The 19,946-nt window shown below is 69.9% G+C and carries 19 protein-coding genes; 6 read left to right on the top strand and 13 right to left on the bottom strand.

The genetic code is table 11. From position 1 onward, the window contains the following. Positions 1–2,316, bottom strand: coding sequence for a malto-oligosyltrehalose synthase (gene treY / locus EUA93_RS12705; RefSeq protein ID WP_129400470.1), 2,316 nt, complete (start codon positions 2,314–2,316; stop codon positions 1–3). After that, complete coding sequence (gene glgX / locus EUA93_RS12700) at positions 2,316–4,496, bottom strand: glycogen debranching protein GlgX (protein WP_129400469.1); 2,181 nt, start codon at positions 4,494–4,496, stop codon at positions 2,316–2,318. The genes treY and glgX overlap by 1 nt, the downstream gene beginning before the upstream one ends. A 112-nt stretch (positions 4,497–4,608) precedes the next feature. On the opposite strand from glgX, the gene EUA93_RS12695 reads away from it, so the two are divergent. Next, on the top strand, positions 4,609–5,427 hold the full coding sequence (locus EUA93_RS12695) for a lipase family alpha/beta hydrolase (RefSeq protein WP_207208678.1): 819 nt from the start codon (positions 4,609–4,611) through the stop codon (positions 5,425–5,427). Here EUA93_RS12695 and EUA93_RS12690 read toward each other — a convergent pair. From EUA93_RS12690 to EUA93_RS12670, 5 genes are read right to left on the bottom strand one after another with little or no spacing between them, the layout of a single operon-like run. Continuing rightward, on the bottom strand, positions 5,417–6,238 hold the full coding sequence (locus EUA93_RS12690; RefSeq protein ID WP_129400468.1) for an ABC transporter permease: 822 nt from the start codon (positions 6,236–6,238) through the stop codon (positions 5,417–5,419). The two genes, EUA93_RS12695 and EUA93_RS12690, sit on opposite strands and share 11 nt — an antisense overlap. Then, entirely contained in the window at positions 6,235–7,173 is a 939-nt protein-coding gene (locus EUA93_RS12685) for an ABC transporter ATP-binding protein (protein WP_129400467.1), read from the bottom strand. Before EUA93_RS12685 ends, EUA93_RS12690 begins: the two co-directional genes overlap by 4 nt. A gap of 26 nt (positions 7,174–7,199) precedes the next feature. Next, a complete protein-coding gene (locus tag EUA93_RS12680) occupies positions 7,200–8,297 on the bottom strand; it encodes a hypothetical protein (protein WP_129400466.1) in 1,098 nt (365 codons plus the stop codon). 48 nt (positions 8,298–8,345) lie between these two features. Beyond that, positions 8,346–8,759, bottom strand: a complete 414-nt coding sequence (locus tag EUA93_RS12675; RefSeq protein ID WP_242497354.1) for a pilus assembly protein TadG-related protein — start codon at positions 8,757–8,759, stop codon at positions 8,346–8,348. A gap of 32 nt (positions 8,760–8,791) precedes the next feature. After that, positions 8,792–9,145: a hypothetical protein gene (locus tag EUA93_RS12670; protein ID WP_129400465.1), complete on the bottom strand. Its 354-nt coding sequence runs from the start codon at positions 9,143–9,145 to the stop codon at positions 8,792–8,794. 80 nt (positions 9,146–9,225) lie between these two features. Here EUA93_RS12670 and EUA93_RS12665 point away from each other — a divergent pair, with 80 nt between their 5' ends. Further along, positions 9,226–9,570, top strand: a complete 345-nt coding sequence (locus tag EUA93_RS12665) for a recombinase family protein (protein ID WP_129400464.1) — start codon at positions 9,226–9,228, stop codon at positions 9,568–9,570. 531 nt (positions 9,571–10,101) lie between these two features. Beyond that, on the top strand, positions 10,102–10,548 hold the full coding sequence (locus EUA93_RS12660) for a hypothetical protein (RefSeq protein WP_129400463.1): 447 nt from the start codon (positions 10,102–10,104) through the stop codon (positions 10,546–10,548). Positions 10,549–10,861: 313 nt separating this feature from the next. Here the strand turns inward: EUA93_RS12660 and EUA93_RS12655 are convergent, their stop codons facing one another. Beyond that, a complete protein-coding gene (locus tag EUA93_RS12655) occupies positions 10,862–11,758 on the bottom strand; it encodes a hypothetical protein (RefSeq protein ID WP_129400462.1) in 897 nt (298 codons plus the stop codon). A 64-nt stretch (positions 11,759–11,822) separates the two neighbouring features. Further along, complete coding sequence (locus EUA93_RS12650) at positions 11,823–12,473, bottom strand: hypothetical protein (protein WP_129400461.1); 651 nt, start codon at positions 12,471–12,473, stop codon at positions 11,823–11,825. 175 nt (positions 12,474–12,648) lie between these two features. Here EUA93_RS12650 and EUA93_RS22320 point away from each other — a divergent pair, with 175 nt between their 5' ends. The 3 genes from EUA93_RS22320 to EUA93_RS12635 all read left to right on the top strand — a co-directional run bounded on the left by EUA93_RS22320 (position 12,649) and on the right by EUA93_RS12635 (position 14,848). Then, complete coding sequence (locus tag EUA93_RS22320) at positions 12,649–12,843, top strand: helix-turn-helix domain-containing protein (RefSeq protein ID WP_129400460.1); 195 nt, start codon at positions 12,649–12,651, stop codon at positions 12,841–12,843. A 585-nt stretch (positions 12,844–13,428) separates the two neighbouring features. Beyond that, entirely contained in the window at positions 13,429–14,085 is a 657-nt protein-coding gene (locus EUA93_RS12640) for a hypothetical protein (RefSeq protein WP_129400459.1), read from the top strand. Between the two features lies 1 nt (position 14,086). Continuing rightward, positions 14,087–14,848 carry a hypothetical protein gene (locus EUA93_RS12635; RefSeq protein WP_129400458.1) on the top strand — a complete coding sequence of 254 codons (762 nt, stop codon included), beginning with the start codon at positions 14,087–14,089 and terminating at the stop codon, positions 14,846–14,848. A gap of 12 nt (positions 14,849–14,860) precedes the next feature. On the opposite strand, the gene EUA93_RS12630 is transcribed toward EUA93_RS12635, so the two are convergent. From EUA93_RS12630 to EUA93_RS21605, 4 genes are all read right to left on the bottom strand, one after another. Continuing rightward, entirely contained in the window at positions 14,861–15,148 is a 288-nt protein-coding gene (locus tag EUA93_RS12630; protein WP_207208676.1) for a hypothetical protein, read from the bottom strand. 736 nt (positions 15,149–15,884) lie between these two features. After that, a complete protein-coding gene (locus tag EUA93_RS12625; RefSeq protein WP_129400457.1) occupies positions 15,885–18,830 on the bottom strand; it encodes a hypothetical protein in 2,946 nt (981 codons plus the stop codon). 57 nt (positions 18,831–18,887) lie between these two features. After that, on the bottom strand, positions 18,888–19,577 hold the full coding sequence (locus EUA93_RS12620; RefSeq protein ID WP_165355151.1) for a response regulator transcription factor: 690 nt from the start codon (positions 19,575–19,577) through the stop codon (positions 18,888–18,890). 22 nt (positions 19,578–19,599) lie between these two features. Then, complete coding sequence (locus EUA93_RS21605) at positions 19,600–19,746, bottom strand: hypothetical protein (RefSeq protein WP_165355150.1); 147 nt, start codon at positions 19,744–19,746, stop codon at positions 19,600–19,602. Positions 19,747–19,946: the final 200 nt, after the last annotated feature.

The raw sequence follows: 19,946 nt of genomic DNA, 5'->3' as shown, positions 1-19,946 counted from the left end.
TCAGTCCTTCCTCACCAGGAGCGCGACGGGATGGGCGGCGAGCAGGTCGGCGAGCCGACCGTCGGTGTCGAGCCCGGTGAGCACGTCGTGCCAGGTGCCGTCGGGAAGGTCGAGGACCGTCTCTCCCCAGCCGCCGTCCGTGGCGAGCCCGACCGGGAGCCGGGTGACGACCGTGATCGCACCGCCGCGGTCGTAGGCGACGGCGTGGTCGGCGGTGGTGCCGGTCGCACCGACGGGCGTGTAGCCGGTGAAGAGCTCGGGCCGGTCCCGGCGCAGGGTGAGCGCGGTGCAGGTGACGTGCAGCTTGGCGGCCGCGTCGTCCTCGGCGGTGCCGGCCAGCACGGCCGTACGGTGCGCGAAGTCGACCGGTCGGCGGTTGTCGGGGTCGACGAGCGAGGTCTCCCACAGCTCGCTGCCCTGGTAGACGTCGGGCACGCCCGGGATCGTGATGGCGAGCAGCTTGGCTGCGAGCGAGTTCGCCTGCGCGGCCGCGTCGATCCGCGCGCCCAGTCCGACCAGCACCCCGCGCACGTCCTCGGAGTCGAAGACCGCGTCGACGGCAGCGTGCACCGCAGCCTCGTACGCCTCGTCGGGCTCGGTCCACGTCGTCCGGTCGCCGGCCTCGCGCATCGCCTTCTCGGCGTATCCGTGGAGACGCTCGCGGAGGTCGGGCTCGTGGTCGGGCCTCCACGCCCCGAGGACGGCCTGCCACAGCAGCGACCCGAAGCCCGGGTCGGGCACGGGCGCGAGCCGCAGCAGCTCGTCGAGCGCCGCCTCCCACTCGCGCGGCTCCTCGGCCAGCACGGTGATCCGGGCGCGAACGTCCTCGCCGCGCTTGGTGTCGTGGGTCGAGAGGGTGACCATCGCGTCCGGCCAGTCGCGCTGCCGCGCGGCCATCGCGTCGTGGAAGGCGTCGACGCCGATCGCGAAGATCGACGGGTCCGCGCCGACCTCGTTGAGCGAGGTGAGCCGCGACCAGCGGTAGAAGGAGCAGTCCTCGACACCCTTGGCCATCACCATGCCGGAGGTCTGCTGGAAGCGCCGTGCCGGCTGGCTCCACTCGTCGTTGAGCACGGGCTCGAGGACGTCGTAGGTCGCCCCGAGGTCGGGGCGTGCGGTGCGGGCGGCGAAGAACGCCTGGTCGAGGTGCTCACGACCCTCGGGGAGGTAGGAGCGGTAGACCGGGAAGCAGGCGAGGAGCTCGGCGATCGCGTCGGCGACGGCGTCCTCGTCGACACCCTCGTGCTCGGTGTCCTGCTTGGTCTCCTGCACCTTCGCGACCTCACGGGTGATCCGCAGGACCTCGGAGTGGAGGATCCCGTCGGCGACGGCGCGCTTGTTGTCGTGGACCACTCGCGGCCAGTCGACGGGCTCGGGGCGCAGGCGGTTCTCGAGCGCGGTCAGCGGCGCCTCGCCGGCGGGGTCGGTCAGGAGCCGGTCGATCAGCGCGAGGGCGTCGTACCCGGTCGTGCCGGCGGTCGCCCACTCGGCAGGCAGCTCCTCGCCGGGCTCGAGGATCTTCTCGACGAGCACGTAGGCACCACCGGTCAGGGCGGCGAGGTCGTCGAGGTAGCGCTTCGGGTCGCGCAGGCCGTCGGGGTGGTCGACCCGCAGGCCGTCGACCAGCCCCTCGTCGAACCACCGCTTGATCTCGACGTGCGTCTCGGCGAAGACCTCGGGGTCCTCGACGCGCACGGCGGCGAGCGTGTTGACCGCGAAGAACCGGCGGTAGTTGAGGTCCTCGTCGGCCGCCTTCCAGTGCACGAGCTCGTAGTGCTGCTCCTCGAGCGTCGTGGTGCCGGGCGCGAGCGGGAAGCGCTGGTCGTGGTAGCGGACCTCGCCCTTCTCGATGCGGATCGAGCCCTCGTCGTCGTCCCCGATGACGGGGATGACGATGCGGCCGTCGCCGGCGGCCCAGTCGACGTCGAAGGCCGAGGCGTGCTCGGACGCGCGGCCGAGGCGCAGCACGTCCCACCACCACGGGTCCTCGGACGGGGTCGCGACACCGACGTGGTTGGGCACGATGTCGACGAGCACGCCCATGCCGAGGCGGCGGGCCTCGGCCGACAGGGCGGCCAGGCCCTCCTCTCCCCCGCGCTCGGGGTCGACGTGGTCGAAGGCGACGACGTCGTAGCCGTGGGTGCTCCCCGGCTCGGAGGCCAGGAGCGGCGAGAGGTAGACCCAGTCGACGCCGAGGTCGTGGAGGTACGGCAGCACGCCCACGGCCTCGTGGAGGGTGAAGTCCTGGCTGACCTGCAGCCGGTACGTGCTGTGCGGCCTCCGCTGGTCGGGACTCCGCTGGTCCGAGGATGCCATCAGGCGTCCGTCCCGGTCCTGGCCGCGAGCGACGCCGCGACCGAGTGGTCCGGGCTCTCGACGGGAGCGGTGTGCTCGCGCAGGACGACGAGGGTGTGGGTGGTGAGCTCGAAGGTCTCACCGGCAGCCAGCGTGGCCTCCGCGTCGGCGTTGCCGCCCGTGTCGATCACGACGTCCCACGCGGCGGCGTACTCCTCCGGGGGGAGCGTCACCTGGGCCGGTCCGTCCGCGTTGAAGTAGAGGAGGAAGTGGGCGTCGGTGATGGTGCCGCCCCGGGCGTCCTTGCCGGCGATGCCGTTGCCGTTGAGGTACATCCCGATGGCCTTCGCCCCGTCGTCCCACGCGTCGTCCGCCATCGGCTCGCCGTCGAGCGCGAGCCAGACGATGTCGTTGAGGCGCTCTCCGTCGCCGGTGCGCACGGTCGAGCCGGTGAAGAAGCGCTTGCGGTGGAAGGTCGGGTGGTCGGCGCGCAGCTTGGCGACGGCCGCGGTGAACTCGATGAGCGGCTTGTCGGCGTCGTCCCAGTGGACCCAGCTGATCTCGCTGTCCTGGGCGTAGGTGTTGTTGTTGCCGTCCTGGGTGCGGCTGAGCTCGTCGCCGTGCAGCAGCATCGGCACGCCCTGGCTGAGCAGCAGGGTCGCGATGAAGTTGCGCTGCTCGCGGGCCCGCGCGCCCAGGATCTCCGGGTCCTCGCTCGGGCCCTCGACGCCGTGGTTCCACGACCGGTTGTGGCTCTCGCCGTCGTTGTTGTCCTCGCCGTTGGCCTCGTTGTGCTTCTCGTTGTAGGACACGAGGTCGCGCAGGGTGAAGCCGTCGTGGGCGGTGACGAAGTTGATGCTGGCGAAGGGCCGGCGCCCGGAGTGCTCGTAGAGGTCGGAGGATCCCGAGAGGCGCGAGGCGAAGTCGCCCAGCGAGGGCTCGCCGCGCCAGAAGTCGCGCACGGTGTCGCGGTAGTCGCCGTTCCACTCGGTCCACTGGGGCGGGAAGCCGCCGACCTGGTAGCCGCCGGGGCCGATGTCCCAGGGCTCGGCGATCAGCTTCACCTGGCTGACGACCGGGTCCTGCTGCACCATCTCGAAGAAGGTGGAGAGCTTGTCGACGTCGTAGAACTCGCGGGCCAGGGTCGCGGCGAGGTCGAAGCGGAAGCCGTCGACGTGCATCTCGGTCACCCAGTAGCGCAGCGAGTCCATGATCAGCTGCACCGAGTGCGGGTGGCGGACGTTGAGGCTGTTGCCGGTGCCGGTGTAGTCCATGTAGTAGCGCTGGTCGTCCTCGACGAGCCGGTAGTAGGCCGGGTTGTCGATGCCCTTGAAGCTCAGCGTCGGGCCGAGGTGGTTGCCCTCCGCGGTGTGGTTGTAGACCACGTCGAGGATGACCTCGATGCCGGCGGCGTGCATCGCCTTCACCATCGCCTTGAACTCCTGGACCTGCTGGCCCTGCTGGCTCGAGGCGTAGTCGGCGTGCGGGGCGAAGAAGCCGAGGGTGTTGTAGCCCCAGTAGTTGCGCAGCCCCTGGTCGAGGAGCGTGGAGTCCTGGACGAACTGGTGCACCGGCATCAGCTCGATCGCGGTCACGCCGAGCTTGGTGAGGTGGGCGGTGATCGAGGGGTGTGCGAGCCCGGCGTAGGTGCCGCGCTGCTCCTCGGGCACGTCGGGGTGCAGCTGCGTGAGGCCCTTGACGTGCGCCTCGTAGATGAAGGACTCGTTGTAGGGGATGGCGAGGCGGCGGTCGCCCTCCCAGTCGAAGAACGGGTTGATCACGACGCCGTGCGTCATGTGCGAGGCCGAGTCGTCGTCGTTCCTGCTGTCCTCGTCGCCGAAGTCGTAGCCGAACAGCGACTGGTCCCAGTCGATCTCGCCGGCGGTCGCCTTGGCGTAGGGGTCGAGCAGGAGCTTGTTGGGGTTGCAGCGCAGCCCCTTCGTCGGGTCCCAGGGGCCGTGCACGCGGTAGCCGTAGCGCTGGCCGGGCTGGACGGTGGGGATGTAGCAGTGCCACACGTAGGCGTCGACCTCGGTGACCTCGAGCTTCGTCTCGACGAAGGTTCCGGGCTGGTCGGGGTCGGGGTCGAACAGGCACAGCTCGACGCGCTCGGCGACCTCGCTGAACAGCGCGAAGTTGGTGCCGCTGCCGTCGAAGGTCGCGCCGAGTGGGTAGGCCGTTCCGGGCCAGGTCTCCGTCATGACGACGACGCTACCGGCGACCGGCCGGTAGGCCTTCCTCGCTCATCCAGCGGGGTGGGACCGAGCGACGATCGTCACCCGGCCGGACGGCCCGACGGGCACACTGGCTGGCGTGGCTGCCCGCGTGCTCCCCTCCCTGTCCCCGCAGCGTCGGCGACTGGTGATCGGGACCGTCGTGCTCGCGCTCGTCGTCGTGGTGGTCATCGTGGTCACCGTCGTCGTACGCCGTGGCCCGCCGGTCGAGCCCGTCGCGCAGGACGAGCCCGGGCCGGTGCTGCTGGTGCCGGGGTTCGGCGGCTCGACCGCGGCGCTGGAGGTGCTCGCCGCCGACCTCGAGTCGGCCGGGCGCGACGTCACGATCGTGCCGGCTCGTGGGGCCGGGACCGGCGACCTGGAGGTCCGGGCCGCGGACCTGGGGCGGGCCGTCGACGCGGTGCTGGACGAGACCGGGGAGCCGTCGGTCGACATCGTCGGCTACTCCGCCGGAGGCGTCGTGCTGCGGTTGTACGTCGCCGACCTCGGTGGCGGCTCGACCGTCCGGCGCGCGGTGACCCTCTCCTCACCGCACCACGGCACCGACCTCGCGGCCCTGGCCGTGTCGTTCGGCTCGGAGACCTGCCCGGAGGCCTGTCAGCAGCTGGCCCCGGACTCCGACCTGCTCCGTGAGCTCAACGCCGGCGACGAGACCCCGGAGGGCCCGGGCTGGGTGGCGCTGTGGACCGAGGACGACAAGACGGTCGTGCCGCCGACCTCGGGAGAGCTCGAGGGTGCGCTCGACTACGCCGTGCAGAGCGTGTGCCCCGACCTGGTGGTGGGCCATCCCGACGTGCCTCGCACGCCGGCCGTGGTCGCGATGGTCGAGTCGGCCCTCGGCGCCGGCGATCCGGTCGAGCCCGGCCCCGAGGTCTGTGCCGCCGACCTCAGTCGGTGATGTCCTTCGTCGTGAAGCTCGCCCACGCGGCGCCGAGGAAGACGACGACGTACGCGCCCTGCACCAGCACCCCGCGCACCACGTCGTCCCACCGGATCGGGTCGCGGAAGAGGTCCACGAAGGCCAGCCAGTGCCGGGTCAGGAGGTAGGGGTGCAACGCCTGGGCGGCGTCGAGCGTGAGCAGCAGCGTCGAGGCGACCAGGAGGGTCATCGCGCCCATCGCCGCACCCAGCGGCGACCGGGCCACGGTCGAGAGGAAGAGCGCGACGGCGGCCACGCCGAGCATGCACAGCATGGCGTAGCCGAACGCCAGAGCGGTGCGCCCGACCAGCTCCGGGGTCGACATGGGGCTCCCCGAGATGCTCGTCGTGGGGCCGGTGACCGTGACGGTCTGGTCGCCCAGCAGGAGCACCCCGGCGACGTACGACGTCACGGCGACGACGAGCACCGTGACCACCACGAACGCCATGACGGCCACCAGCTTCGCCACCAGCAGGCGCGTCCGGCCGACCGGGCGAATCAGCAGGTAGCGGAGCGTGCCCTGCTGGGCCTCGCCGGCGATGGCCTCCCCCGCCGTGAGGGCCACGGCGATCGGCAGGAAGAGCGGCAGCACCATCGCGAGCGCGGCGAGCGGGAAGAGCGTCCCGTCGGTGAGCACCGCGGACAGGAACGCCGGCCCGGTGCCGGGTCGCGGGCCGAGGTCGGTGATGGCGAGCAGCACGGCCACCAGGGTGGGCAACGCATCGATGATCGCGATGGTGCCCCAGGTGCGCCGGTTGCGCAGCAGCTTGGCGAGCTCGGCCCGGATCATGCGTCCACCCCGTCGCGACCGAAGCGGTCGGTCCCCGACGTCGTGGCGGCGAGCACCACGTCCTCGAGGCGTCGTCGCTCGGGGCTCAGCTGCGTGACGCGGACGCCGCCCTCGACCAGGCGCGCGTTGAGGTCGGCGGGTTCGAGGCCGCGGACCAGCAGCCGCGCCCCGCTCGCGTCGTCCGTCGACTCGATCTCGACGGCCGTCGTCGTGAGCAGCCTCCGGGCCTGTTCCGGGTCCGGTGTGTGCACCTCGGTCCGGCCGGTGGGCCCACGCAGGGCGTCCATCTGGTCCTGGAGCACCAGTCGGCCACCGTCCAGCACGCCGACCCGCGTACACATCTGCTCGATCTCGCCGAGCAGGTGGCTGGAGAGGAAGACCGTCGTGCCCTCGCGGTTGAGCTCGAGCAACAGGGTCCGGATCTCGTTGATGCCCTGCGGATCGAGGCCGTTGGTCGGCTCGTCCAGCACCAGCAGGCTGGGCCGTCGCAGGATCGCGGCAGCCAGGCCGAGGCGCTGGCGCATGCCGAGGGAGTACGCCCGCACCGGGCGCTTGTCGACGCTGGCCAGGCCGACCCGCTCGAGGGCCTCCTCGATCCGCCGGCCGCGGGTCCGCCGCTGGCCGTCGGCACCGGTCGCGTCGAACGACGCGAGGTTGGCGCGCCCGGACAGGTGGGGGTAGGACCCCGGCCCCTCGACCATCGCGCCGACCCGCGGCAGCACGGACCTCGCGGAGCCGGGCATCGACTCGTCGAGCACGTCGATGCTGCCGGAGGTGGCCAGCACCAGCCCGAGCAGCATCCGCACGGTCGTCGTCTTGCCCGACCCGTTGGCGCCGAGGAAGCCATAGACGTCGCCCTCGCGCACCTCGAGGTCGACGGCGTCGACGGCGGTGACCCGACCGAAGCGCTTGGTGAGGGCCTCGGTGCGGATCACGCTGGGGGCACCTTCCCGGCCGGCGCTCATCCGGCCTCGTCCACGAAGACGAAGCCGGCCAGCACGTCCCGCCCGGCACGTTCGAGGGCGTCGCGCGTGAGGGTGCCGGCGAGCAGCCAGCCGCCGTCACCGTCGCGTCCGGTCAGCAGCACTCCGAGCGGTCCGACCGAGGCGACGGTCCGCTCCCCGTCCTGCTCGACGCCGGGGGTCAGCGCCAGCTGGTCACGCAGGGCTCCCGCCTCGCGGTCGCGCAGCGGGATGGCGATCAGCTGGGCCATGCCTTCGCCGTAGACCCCCACCGCGCCGTCGGACGCCGGGCCCAGCGCGAGGCCGGCGGCGGTGGCGGGCGGTCGCACGGGTGCGTACTGGTTGGCCGCGTCGGCGATGTCGAGGACGTCCTCGACGCTGACGTCGGTGCTGGCGGTGGGCTCGAAGGCGAGCGTGTCGTCTGCTGGCGGCTCGGTCGACACCGCGGTGAAGGCGCTGGTGAAGGACGGCGCGGTCTCGCCCGTGGCGTAGACCTCGACGAGGAGGGGCAGGTCGGAGTCCTGCCCGGTCCAGAGGTCGACGTGGTCGATGCTCGACAGGTCCGACGGTGGCGTGACGCGCAGCCCAGCTGCGGTCTCGCCGGCGAGTCGCCGGGTGGGCAGCGGCGACACGTCCTTCTCGCCCACGCCGCGGAGCAGCCGGTCGGCCAGCACCGGCGGGACCAGGTCGCCCGGGCGAGGCAGCCGGATCGCGGGGTCGCGGCTGTAGGTCGCCTCGGCCCGCTCGAAGCTCCACTCCAGCGTCGTGTCGCCGTCTCGACGGATGTCGGTCTCGCCGGTGGTCAGCAGCCGGTCGACGCGCCAGTGCTCGGTGTCGCGCCACCACACCCGCATCGTGGTGCGCTCGCCGAAGAGGGCGGACACGCCACCGAACCGGTCGGCGTCGGGGAGCTGCAGCGCACCATCGGTCTCGACCGTGCCCGACCACTGCTGGTCGACGCCCGCACGCGCGTGCTCGAGCAGCTCGGTCGGGCCGGCGTCGGCCTCGCCGGCGGGCAGCCAGCGCCCGGCCAGGGGCACGACGACGAGCAGGCCGGCGGCCAGTGCCACCACGCACCAGCGCCCCAGCCGTGTCATGCCTTCGGACAGTACGCCGACGTCCCCCAACTGCTCGGGGGTCGACCCTCACCCGGGCTGGATCGTCACCGCGGCCGTGCTGCTGGCGCCGACCACGGTGGAGTCGGGCGCGCCGGGGATGCTCAGCGGCAGCTCGAGCGGAGCGCGCAGCCGGACGGTGACCGACCTCCCCACCGGGTCGACGTCGACCGCGACCTCGATGCCGGGGAACGTCGACCCGGCGGCTGCACGGCCGAGGTACTCCCGCACCGCAGCCTCCACCGCCGCCTCCTGCTGGAGCAGCCGGTCGGCGTCGAGGCCCTGCTCGTAGATCCCCGACGAGCCGAGGTCGGCGCCGTAGAGCGCGGCCCCGTCGGCGAGGTTGTCGAGCCCCTGCCGTCGGAGGTACGCCGCGGACGCGTCGATGACGACCACGACGGCCATCAGCAGGATGACGGCGAAGCCGATGATCAGCAGGGTCACCTGGCCGCGCTCGTCGCGAGCCGCTCGCCGGCTCACTCGGGTGCGCTCTCGACGTACTGCCCGATGGGCACCGTGTGCGTGGCGTCGAGGGCGAACGTCGCGGCGCCCCGGCCGAGGATCGTCGGCGCGAACGGCAGGGTCACCCGCGACGTGACCTCGACGGTGATGACCGCGGTGCCGACGTGGCAGCCGCCGACGGGCGACTCGCAGGTGACCCGGACCCGTGCCTGCTGTCCCGGCGAGCCCTGGTCGGCGAGCACCTGCTGCGCCGCGGCGCTGGCGCGGCGCTCACCGGTGGCGTCGTCGGGCGCGAGGGCGTACGCCCGTCCGACTGCACGGGCGGCGGCGCTTGGAAGGCCGAGCGCACCCAGGCCCGCCGCGAGCAACGCCAGACCGCTGACGGCCGGCGCCAGATGCTCACCGACAAGCGCACGTTCCTGGCCGAGACCTGCGCCAAGGTGGCGTGATGCTGGTCCGGGGCTGTGGGCTACGTGCGGGTCTCCAAGGCCGACCGCAACCGCCCGAAGTCGAGCAGCGCCTGTCCATGCGCCAGCAGGCCGACAGCATCCGTGCGACATGCAAGGCGAAGGACTGGGAGCTCCTGACGCTCCATGAGGACTTTGCCCTCTCCGGCACAGGGGATGTCGACCTGCGGCCCGGCTTTGCCAACGTTGCCGACCTGATGGACAGCCGGAGTGCAGATGTCGGGGTGGTGCGCCACGTGGACCGTCTCTTCCGCAAGGCGTGGCGACTGCTCCAGTTGGTGGACGACCCGATCATGGTGGGGACGGCTGGAACATCTACTTGGTAGGAGCAGGTATTCGACACCCGCGAGCCCGAGGGCTGGTTTGCGTTTGCGCAGTTCGCCCTGTTCGGTGACTTCGAGTGCCGCACAGTCGGCAAGCGCACCCGGCTGCGCAGTTGCGCCGCGAGGGCAAGCACACCGGGCGTAGGAGCCTGATCCCGACCGAGGTAGAAGATCGCATCTACGTCCTCGCCGCAGAGCAAGGCATGTCGGCTCGTCCAGTGGCCGCGCTGCTGGAATCCGAAGGCGTGAGCGCCCGACCAAGACCTCCAAGGGCTGGCACCACAGCCACATCACCGCTGCCGTTGAGCGCGTAAGGGTTCGACGCGATGGCGCAGCCCCGACGCCACTGCTCTGGCCCACGCCAAGCGACCTGCCGCAGACCAACGTGGCAGGCCGCTTTCATGTACTCGGAATAACCTTAGTGAGTACTAGTAGTTATTAATGACTCACTGTTGCCACTGTGACTCACTTCGACTAGTCTCTCTAACATGCACACTCCAAGAGGTGGAGGTGATTCATAGAGAGGAATAACGAATGAGGCAAAGCATTGAATTCGATACAGCAGAAGACGAGGCAGGCGACGTCGCGCTGGCCCTGGCATACGCCTACGGGTACTCATCCATCGAGGAACTGGTGGACGCCGAGGTCGCGGCGCTGGACGAGGACGGACCAGCCGTAACGACGGCCTACCCGGGCGGCTGGACCAAGCCGAAGATGAAGCGCTACATCGCGGCGCTGAAGCCCAACGCGAAGGTCGTGCTGAGTGTCATGGCCCAGCACGCTCCGAAGGTGGAGGTCGAGACGGTCCAGAACGGCTCGGGCCTCGACGGCTACATCTACGCGGGGTCGATGTCGTCGTTCGGCTTCGCGGCGAAGAACACGCACGGGGTCAAAGACAAGCCCTTCACCAAGGTCAACAAGCACTACGAGATTGACGAGTCGCTGGCGCAACTGGTCCTGCAGGTACTGGACGAGGAGTAGGGACACCTGCGCAACCAACAAGCGTCCCGCCCCATCACAGGGGGGCGGGCCGCTGTGCGTCGATCAGGTCTCCGCTGCCGACCTGGTAGCGGACCGGCCATAGGCTGGCGCCCACCAACGATCGAGGGGGCATCATGACGGGGTCCACATTCCCGGGGCACGAGCCTGGTTCGGCAACTTGCACCACCGCTGGCTGCGGTGCGCAGGTCGATGTGGCACCAACAGAAGAGGGCGGCGACTACCTGTTCGGGGTGTGCAGTGCCTGCGGCAACGACACCGAGGGCTACCGCGAGGACCTAGAGACCTGGTGACCTCATGTGGTGCTGCGGCTCACCAGTCCGGCGCTGAACCAGTCCACGAGCGCCACGGCCAGCGAGACCGCGACGCGCGCCTCGGCCTCTGACACGTTGCCGGGTGCGCTGGGTTGCCCTCCGTGACGGTCGTGCTGTCCGTGCCACAGCATCCGCGCCATGGCCACCACAACATCCCTGGACGGCGCGTTGTCGTGCTCGCGGTCCATGGGCAGCGACCAGTCGCCCTGTGACTCCATCTGCGCCAGCACCGTGCCTAGTGTGGCGCGGGCGTTCGCCGGAGACACCTCCGGGACGGCGGCGTCCTCAACGGCCAGGATCGCGAGGCGATAGGCCTCACTGGGGTTGGGGTCCAAGCCGTACAGCTCTTCCCACGCTCGGGCCAGCCGGACACCGGCCTGCCCCGGGCGCTGCATGACGGCGTCGGCGGCGGTCTGCACTCCTTCGGGCACCCGGCGAACCAGTCCGGGGCGTCCCGATCGGGTGCCAACCGTCCACGCGGACTTCGACCGGTCCAGCAGTCCTTCCAGTGCCTCCGGTTCTGTTGCCTCGCCGTGCGCCAGCAAGTAGTCGGCGATCTGCAGTGGGGCTGCGTGCTGCTGAAGCACCGACATGGCGGTGGAAAGTTGCTTCTTACCGGTCGATAGATCCACGCTGGGGGTGCGCAAGTTGGGCAGCGGGATGCGAAGTCGCTGACACATCCTCTCGGCGGGCAGCACGCGCAGCATCGGAACCCGCCCGCTCCCGTCACGGTAGGTCTCGAAAACCGTCAACGACACGCGCACCCACGCCCAGTACGCCGACTCCATCCAGGCCGGTACGCCATCGTGCAGCGCGTCGTACTCAGCTACCCGCTCGTCGGTGTCCACGCCAAGCGGGCGCCAGGTCTCGTCGGTCACTCCACGATCCTGTCAGGCGGCGCGGACAATCGCCGGAACTCGCGCCAGCGCCGACGAGGCCCAGTCAGCGAAGAAGCCACGTGAGCAGCAACGCGGCTGCGCTGACTACAACGCCCAGTTCGGGCGCCCGCCGCCGCAGAAAGTTCTCGTCCGGCTGCATGAGAACGACTCTCCTGTTGCTGGTCACCGTAGTGAACGCAACTACGGCTGCCGTCAAACACGCGACCTCCAGCAGCACTAGGGCCGCAATCACGTTGCTCGAGGACGGCCTCGAGTTGATCACGGCAGACAAGAGCAGGGAGTTGAGCATCATCATCGCCAGGAAACCGAGCCAGTCGCGCGCAGGAGCACTCCAGAAGCTTCGTTCCTGGCTCGGTGAGACCACGGAGTCGATCCGGTTGAAGGTCACGTGCGACTGCTCGTCATCCGTGGTAACCATCTGCAGCCGAGATGCGCGTGGCCCGAGAATCAGCACCCCAGCGCGGCACGAGATCGTTACTCGCTTGACGCGCCCACCCGAAATTGCACGCAGATCAGTCACCTCGTCAACGACGTACCTGTCCTCGACCTTGATCGTGACACCGCCGCTGCCCTCAGGTCCGCGGGCTTCGCAGTCCTTCCGCAGCGTGTCGACGATGTGCTCAAGGTCAGGAGCATGAAGGCGGACGAACATGTAGTCACGCGTGAGAGTCGGCTCGATGCCCCTGACAGCCATGGCGTGAAGGTTATCGACAGGCAGGCACACGACTGGTCCGATCGCACTACTGCGTGTCTCGCTAGCAGCACGCGAACACTGGCGGATCGGACGTAGCGTTGGCATGACCAAGCACAACAAGACACACCGCCGCTGACTAGTTGGGCCGGGCACCCGATTGAGGGGGCCCCATGCCATGCCAGATGCCGATACCAAACTGGCCCGCGCCGAGGTCGCCGCGCTGCTTCGCTGCTCTGTGAGCACCGTCGACAGCCGAATCGCAGATGGCACGCTGCCTGCCAGTAAGCTCGGGCGCCGGGTGCTCATCCGGCGCGACGACGTGGCCAGCATGCTGGCGGCCCGCGTCAAAAGGTCCGCGAGTCGGCCATGACCAGCGTCGTGGCCCCGCTGGAGGTGCTGCGCTGGCCGGACGGCGACCGGCACAACACCCCGTTCCTTGCCAGGTGCTGTGCCCGGTGTGCCACGAGATGCACTCAGGTAGCCGCCCGATCGAGTGGTCGGCGGCGAGCAGCCGGGTACCGGTTCGGGTGTCACCTGAATGTCCGTCCCGGTGGCCCCTGCGGTCGCCGGGGCGGTCGTCCGTAGCGCGCCGACATGGGTGTCAAGGAAATTTGTGCGGCGTGTCGTCCACAGATTCATCGTGGCACTATGGGACCACTGGGACGTGGGTCATCTGGTGGGACGCATGATGCGCAGGTAGCCCGAACGGGCTACCCCGGCCTGTGGATAGAACTACACGGCTGTGGTTACCAGCCGATATCATGGCCTAGAAGCCGCAAAGACCTCGGTCCAAGCAGAAGGCTTCGGGCCGAGGTCTCGCGTGGTCATGTGGAAGTGACACGTTGAACACTACTCAGCGAGCAGTCGGGCGCAAGAACCGACGGCGCTGATGGTCCGAGTGTCTTCTGCTACAACCGGGATTGAAGCGGAAACTACTACTCCACCAGGAGTGCACGTGACCGATCACGACCCGAACAACCTCGAGAACAGTGACAACTTCGACCGCCTGCTGGCTAACCGCCAGCAGATCGCCGAGTTCGTCAACTCCTTCACGTCCGAGCGCGTGCAGCGCAAGGCCTTCGAGGCCGTCGTCTGCTCCCTTGGTCTGGTCAACGACGACAGCGCCTCCTCCGCGCCGGTAGAGCGGCTGCACGTGGTGCCGCCCGCGACGCCCGAGGCCGAGGACGCCGTAGGCGATGAGACCGGAGAGCCGGACGCGGCTTCGCCGACCCGTCGGCGCAAGTCCAAGAGCAGCGGCAAGAAGAACTTCACCGTGCCGCGGGGTCTCAACTTTGCTCCGGAGGGGCACCCCACATTCGAGGCCTTCATCGCAGAGAAGGCGCCGAAGAACAACGACGAGCGCAGCCTCATCGCGTGCCACTACCTGGGCGAGATGATGGGCATCGTCGAGGTTGGCATCGGCCACATCCTGGCTGCCTACCAGGCTGCCGAGTGGAGTGCACCTGCTCACCCCGACACCGCGCTGCGCGCCGCCGCCAGCCGCACCGGCTGGCTCGACACGGCTGACACCAAGGCGATCAAGGTCGTCTGGAAGGGCGAGAACTACATCGCCACGAAGATGCCCGCCGAGCAGAAGAAGAAGTCGTCCTGACGTGACGCTCGACGCACAGCAGGCCCTGGGGCACCTGCCCCAGGGCCTGCGCGACGAACTGATGAAGGCTTACAGCGAGATCGTGCGCAACTACCGCGAAGGGCGCTGGAAGGCGTCAGAGCTCGATGCCGGGTGGTTCTGCGAGATCGTTTTCACGATCCTCGAGGGTCACCTCGCCGGTGACGACTACCGGGACAAGGCCTACAAGCCCAGCCGCTTCAACGACGCGTGCAAGAAATTTGAGAACGCGCCGACCACCTACTCTGACTCCGCGCGCATGACCATCCCTCGCGTGCTGGTGGGGCTGTACGACGTCCGCAACCGGCGCGGGGTCGGCCACGTCGGTGGTGACGTCGACGCCAACCACATGGACGCCGGATTCCTGCTGCACTCGTGCCAGTGGGTCATGGCCGAGCTGGTGCGGCTCTTCCACGACACTGACGTGGATTCGGCGACGGCGATCGTGGATGCGCTGGTGGACCGCACCCTGCCCGTGGTGTGGCAGGTAGGAGACGTCCGTCGCCTGCTCGACACGAGCCTGTCCATCAGGGACTCCGTGCTCCTGCTGCTGTACGGCTCAGCGGACGGCGCGACCGACTACCGCCTGGCAGACGACTTGGAGAAGCGGCCGGACAACCTGCGTGCGGTCATGAAGAAGATGCACGCAGAGCGCCTGATCGAGTTCAAGAACGCCGGAGACATTGCCGTGATCTCGCCGCGTGGCATCACGCACGTTGAGGAAGTACTTCTCGCCCGACCGTAGGTTGCGGTGCCTCTACGCAACCAACCACGGTGAGTTGATCCACACCTCCTTGACCTCGGGGTCGTCGAGGAACGGCTGGAGGGGCCCTAGGCCGGCGATCCGCGCAACCAGGTCACCGACCATCGCGTCGTCGTCGGCGACCGGAGCGCCGGCGCCGGTGAGGCTCAGCTCGTCGTGCGCGCGCACGACCTCCTCGGCGATGCGGCGTACGACGACCACCTCACGCTGCGGGTCGACGCCTTCGCGGCGGACCCGCTCGCGCACCTGCGCGTCGAGCCGCTGCACGAGATCAACCCCCATGCCGTGCCTCCCCGAGATCGCGCTGGCGTCAAGTTGCCCATGACGTGACGCTCGAAAGACAGGGCCTCGGTAAAGGTTGTGGACAGCAGCAACTGCCGTGCACGGGTCAGTGAAGACGTGCGCACGAATTTCGCTCGATCTCGACGCCTCGAGTGCTCGGCCGAGTTGACACGAGTTATGAAGAGTTAGCAAAAGATAGAAAAGGACTGAGAACCAACCCCACAAGCTGGCAGCACTAATGTCGAACAATCCCTGGAAGCCATCGATCGGCGCCACGCCTCCTGTGCTCGTCGGCCGTCACCCGATCATCGACGAGTTCCGCGACTCCTTGGGCCAAGGTCCGGGCGCCCCGGGCCGCACCTCGACTTCACCGGGCGCGAGGCGTCGGCAAGACGGTGATGCTCCACGTGGTCGAACGGGTGGCCCTCGAAAACGACTGGCCCTACATCAGCGAGACCGCGACCCCTGGCTTGTTGAACCGCATGGACGAGCACCTCGACGACCTGCTACGTCAGCTCAGTGGCGCCAACCGAAGGCGCATCACCGGGGTGGCTCTGCCGCGTGGACTGGGCGGCGTGACCACCCAGCTGCCTCACGACGACCTCCCCGCGACCACTCGTTGGCGCCTCACCTTGCTGGGAGCACGCTGCTGCGCTCGGCCTCGGTGAGAGCCAGCAACAGCAGGCTCCCCCTGCAGAACGGGCGGGTTGGGAGCGACTGTTCCGTCCTATCCCTCTCAGGGCTTCGGCAGGGGCTGCACCTCCGCGATGGTCCAGAAGGCGTCGTGGACGAGCGGCTCCACGAGCCAGCCGGAGACGACCTCGCGGTACTCGAAGGTGTGCTGGTAGCCCGAGTGCGTGGCCACCGGCGGCCCGGGGTCCCCGGCCACGCGCAGCGGCACCTCGGCGGCGCGCACGTCGAAGGGTGACTTCCCGTCGGAGAAGACCCGCCAGCCGAGCGGGTCGGAGCGGCGGTATATGTTGCGCCAGCCGTCCACCCCGAGCAGGTCCCACAGCGTGCCGGTGCCCGGTGGCCCGACGGGTGCGTTGCCGCAGTCGGTGGGCACGTCGGGCTGCGCGTCGGAGAAGGTCGGCGTGCCGTGCGTCGGGGTGCCGCCCAGCACCGCGGGGCCGAGCACCCGCGGGAAGACCCGGCTGTAGAGGGCGCGCAGCTGGCTGCCGTACGTCACCAGCCGGACGTGGTCGAGCTCGCGGCGGTCGAGCCGGATGAGCGTCGCCGCCGCGATCAGCGATCCCTGGCTGTGCCCCGACAGGATGACGATCCCGCCGCGCTCGAGGCCCCATCGCACGCGCGTGGTCAGCTCGGGTACCACCCGCTCCGCATAACAGGGAGGGCTCAGCGGGTGCGCCGCCCGCGGCCAGAAGGTCGTGAGGTCCCACAGGATCCCGACCGCCTTGCGGGTCGCCTCCGAGCGCCGGACGTAGCTGCTCAGCAGCACCAGGCTCGCGCTCAGCCCGAGAACGACGTAGAGCGACAGGCTCTGCACCAGGTGCGGCAGGTCGCTGCGCCAGTCCGGGAAGAGCGTCGCGACGAGCGTGTTCGGGGGCAGCCCGGTCGCCGACAGGCACAGCAGCGCCAGCACCGACACGACGGTCATCGCGCCGAGCAGCTCGATCAGCCGCTCGGAGCGGTGGGCGTACGCCGCCCGCAGCCGCTTGCGCCGCACGTCCAGCCGCGACTCCGTCGGCACCCGGTCCTGGACGACGTACGCCTTGATGTCGGCGCCGATCCGGTGCTTGAGCCGGGCCGCGCAGGCGAGGGCGATGAGGGCGGCGAGCAGCGCCCAGAGCACCTGCACGACGGGCGCCCAGACCAGCACCTGCGGGACGACGAGCGGGGTGTTGGGCGGCCGCGCGACCTCCAACCGCACCCGGCCGTCAGGGGCGATGGCGACGGCCTGTCCCGTGACGGTCACCTCCGCACCGGAGATGAAGCCGGGCGTCTCCGGGTGGCAGGTGGACGGCACATGGTCCCCGGCGTCGATCCAGCAGGTGTCGACGAGCCGCATCGTGTCGCCCTCGAGCTCGAGCGTCCCGCGGCGTACGACGGTGTCCGGCAGCACCCGGCGCAGGGCACCGTCGGCGACCTCGGCGGTGCCCACCTCGACGACGCCGCTGACGACCTGGGGGCCGTCGGCGGCCATCACCACGACGCCGTCGCGGAGCACGGCCTCCTCGGACAGCACGACGACGAGGTCGGGGTCGGCGTTGGCCACCTCGTCGGGCGCGGCGGTGTCACCGACCGCCCGCTGCGCCGAGGTCAGGTCGGACACCGACTGGTCGGAGCCGTTGAGGTAGTCGGCGGTCGCGGTGACCGCCGCGGTGGTGAAGAGCAGGGCGATCCAGCCGGCGGCCCCGATCAGGACGGCCGCGGCGCCGCCGTTCCACGCCTCCTGCGGGTGGTGGCGACGCTGGCCGAGCTGCCAGACGAGCATGAGCAGGAAGAAGACGAGGGCGAAGGACCCGGTCACCGCGAGGATCGGCCGCACCTGCGCACCGGTCCGCTCCCCCTCGACACCGAGGCTGAGCCAGGTCGCGAAGACCGCCGCGGCGACGAAGAGGCCGATCACCAGCCACGACCCGGCCCGGTTCAGCCGGCCGGCCGCGAAGACGGCGATGTTGACCACCGAGATCGCCACGAACACGCCGATGAACCAGAGGTTGTGGCCGTACCAGCCGGCCGAGGAGTCCCACCCCAGCGACCGCTCCCCCGCCCACGGCGAGACGAGCCAGCCGAGCTGCGCGACGACGGCGAGGATCGACAGCCGCAGGAAGTGCTCGGCCCAGTGGTCCGGCGAGCGCTCGTCCTCCTCGACCCCGCGGTGCTCGAGGTCCTGCGGGTGGGCCCGCGCCAGCGCCCCGAAGGCCACCGCCAGGATCACGACCGCCGCCGGCGTCCACCACCCGGGGCGGCCGGCGAGGCGGTCGACCTGCGCGCCGACGTACGCCATCACGGTCGCGATCGCACCGGCGAGGTGGATGCGCTGCAGCCGCAGCGTGCGCCGCGTCGACGACCAGAACCTGGGGTCCTGGAGGAGGTGGGTCCCGCCGCCGACCATCTCGCGGCTGTCGGAGCAGGCCTCGTAGCGCGCCAGCGACTGGCGGGAGAGGAACCACATCACGCCGATCCCCGCCAGCGGCACCAGCGCCGCCACCGCGAGCCGCTGGCTGGGCGCGAGGAACATCATGAAGTCGAGGAAGCCGGGCAGGACGTCGCAGCTCTTCGTGCCACCCCGGTAGCACTGCCACGCGACGAGGTCGACGGCGATGAAGCAGCCGGTCAGGACGATCATCATCGTGAGCAGCAGCGCCGCCCAGCGCACCATCGTGGCGCCCCAGCGGCCGCGGCCGTCGGCGTCGCTGACGTGCAGCCGCGCCCAGTAGGCGAGGTTGACGAGCGCGAAGGGCAGCAGGCCGAGCCAGAGCACGCGCTGCACCCAGCCGAGCGCCCCCTTGACCGCCGAGGTCAGCGCACCCCAGGAGTACGCCTCGACCGCGTGTCCCGGCAGCAGCTCACGTCGCGGGAGCGGCCCGTCGGCGCGGAAGACGCCGGTGATGGCGTCGCCCGCGACCTGCTCGGGGTCCGGGACGCCGAGCATGGACGAGGGGGACGTGCCGTGCACGCCGTGCACGCGCAGCTCGAGGGCCGCCCGGATGGCCATCCGAGCATCGTGGCCCCGTCCACGCGGACGGTAAAGAAACCGGTATGGACCGGAGCGTCAGGAGCCGGTCTCGAGCCGGAAGCCGACGCCGCGGATGGCGACCACGCGCTCGCCGGCCTCGGCGGCCTCGAGCTTGCTGCGCAGGCGACCGATGGTCACGTCGAGGGTCTTGGTCGAGCCGTACCAGTTCTGGTCCCAGACCTGGTTCATCAACGTCTCGCGCGGCACGACCTTGTCGTGGTTGGACGCCAGCACGGCCAGGACGTCGAACTCCTTGGCGGTCAGCGCGATCTCCTTCTCACCCAGGTGGACGCGGCGCGAGGCGGCGTCGATCTTGAGGCCCGAGGAGGTCGTCACGGTCGTGTCGTCGGCCGGGACGAGGGCGCTGCGGCGCAGGAGCGCGCGCACACGCGCGAGGAGCTCGGCGAGGCCGAAGGGCTTGGCAAGGTAGTCGTCGGCGCCGACGTCGAGCCCGACGACGCGGTCGAGCTCACCGGCCCGGGCGGTGACCATGATGATTCCGCCCAGATATCCATCAGATCTCATCTGGCGACAGACGTCGATGCCGTCCATGTCGGGGAGGCCCAGGTCGAGGATGACGACCGCCGGACCTTCGTCGATCACGAAGCTCACCGCTTCTGCTCCACCCGAGACCCGACTGACTTCGTAGCCCTCACGTTCCAGGGTGCGCATCAGCGGGAGGGCGATGTCTTCCTCGTCCTCAACCACCAGTACGTCGTGCGCCATGCCGTTGAGCATAGAGGGCGGTTCAGCGGAAGGTGGCGTGAATGCCCATGTCGCGCGTGGGGGTGAGGCTCGTCTGGGCCGGCGAGGCGGGGGTGTCCTCGCCGGGCCCGAGAACGACGCCACCAGCAGCAAGGATCACCGCGAGGGGGATCAGCAGGATGCGGGACATGGGTAAAGAGTGCGTTTTCGAGATCCACGGGAGATCCTCAAGGCGGTCACGGCGGGCAAAAGAATCGACGCATCCGGGCCGTTTCGGACACGTCCGGGCACCCGTCGGCGGGTTCGAAATCCCTTGACAATCGCTGTCCAGCATTCGGGCGTGTCCGGGCACGACCGGGCATCCGGGCCACATCGGGCAGATCCGGAGGG

Origin of the sequence: Nocardioides oleivorans (assembly GCF_004137255.1) — a bacterium.
In the GTDB taxonomy this organism is placed as follows: domain Bacteria; phylum Actinomycetota; class Actinomycetes; order Propionibacteriales; family Nocardioidaceae; genus Nocardioides; species Nocardioides oleivorans.
The sequence above is the reverse complement of the archived record's forward strand: the minus strand, read 5'-3'. Positions and strand labels throughout refer to the sequence as shown.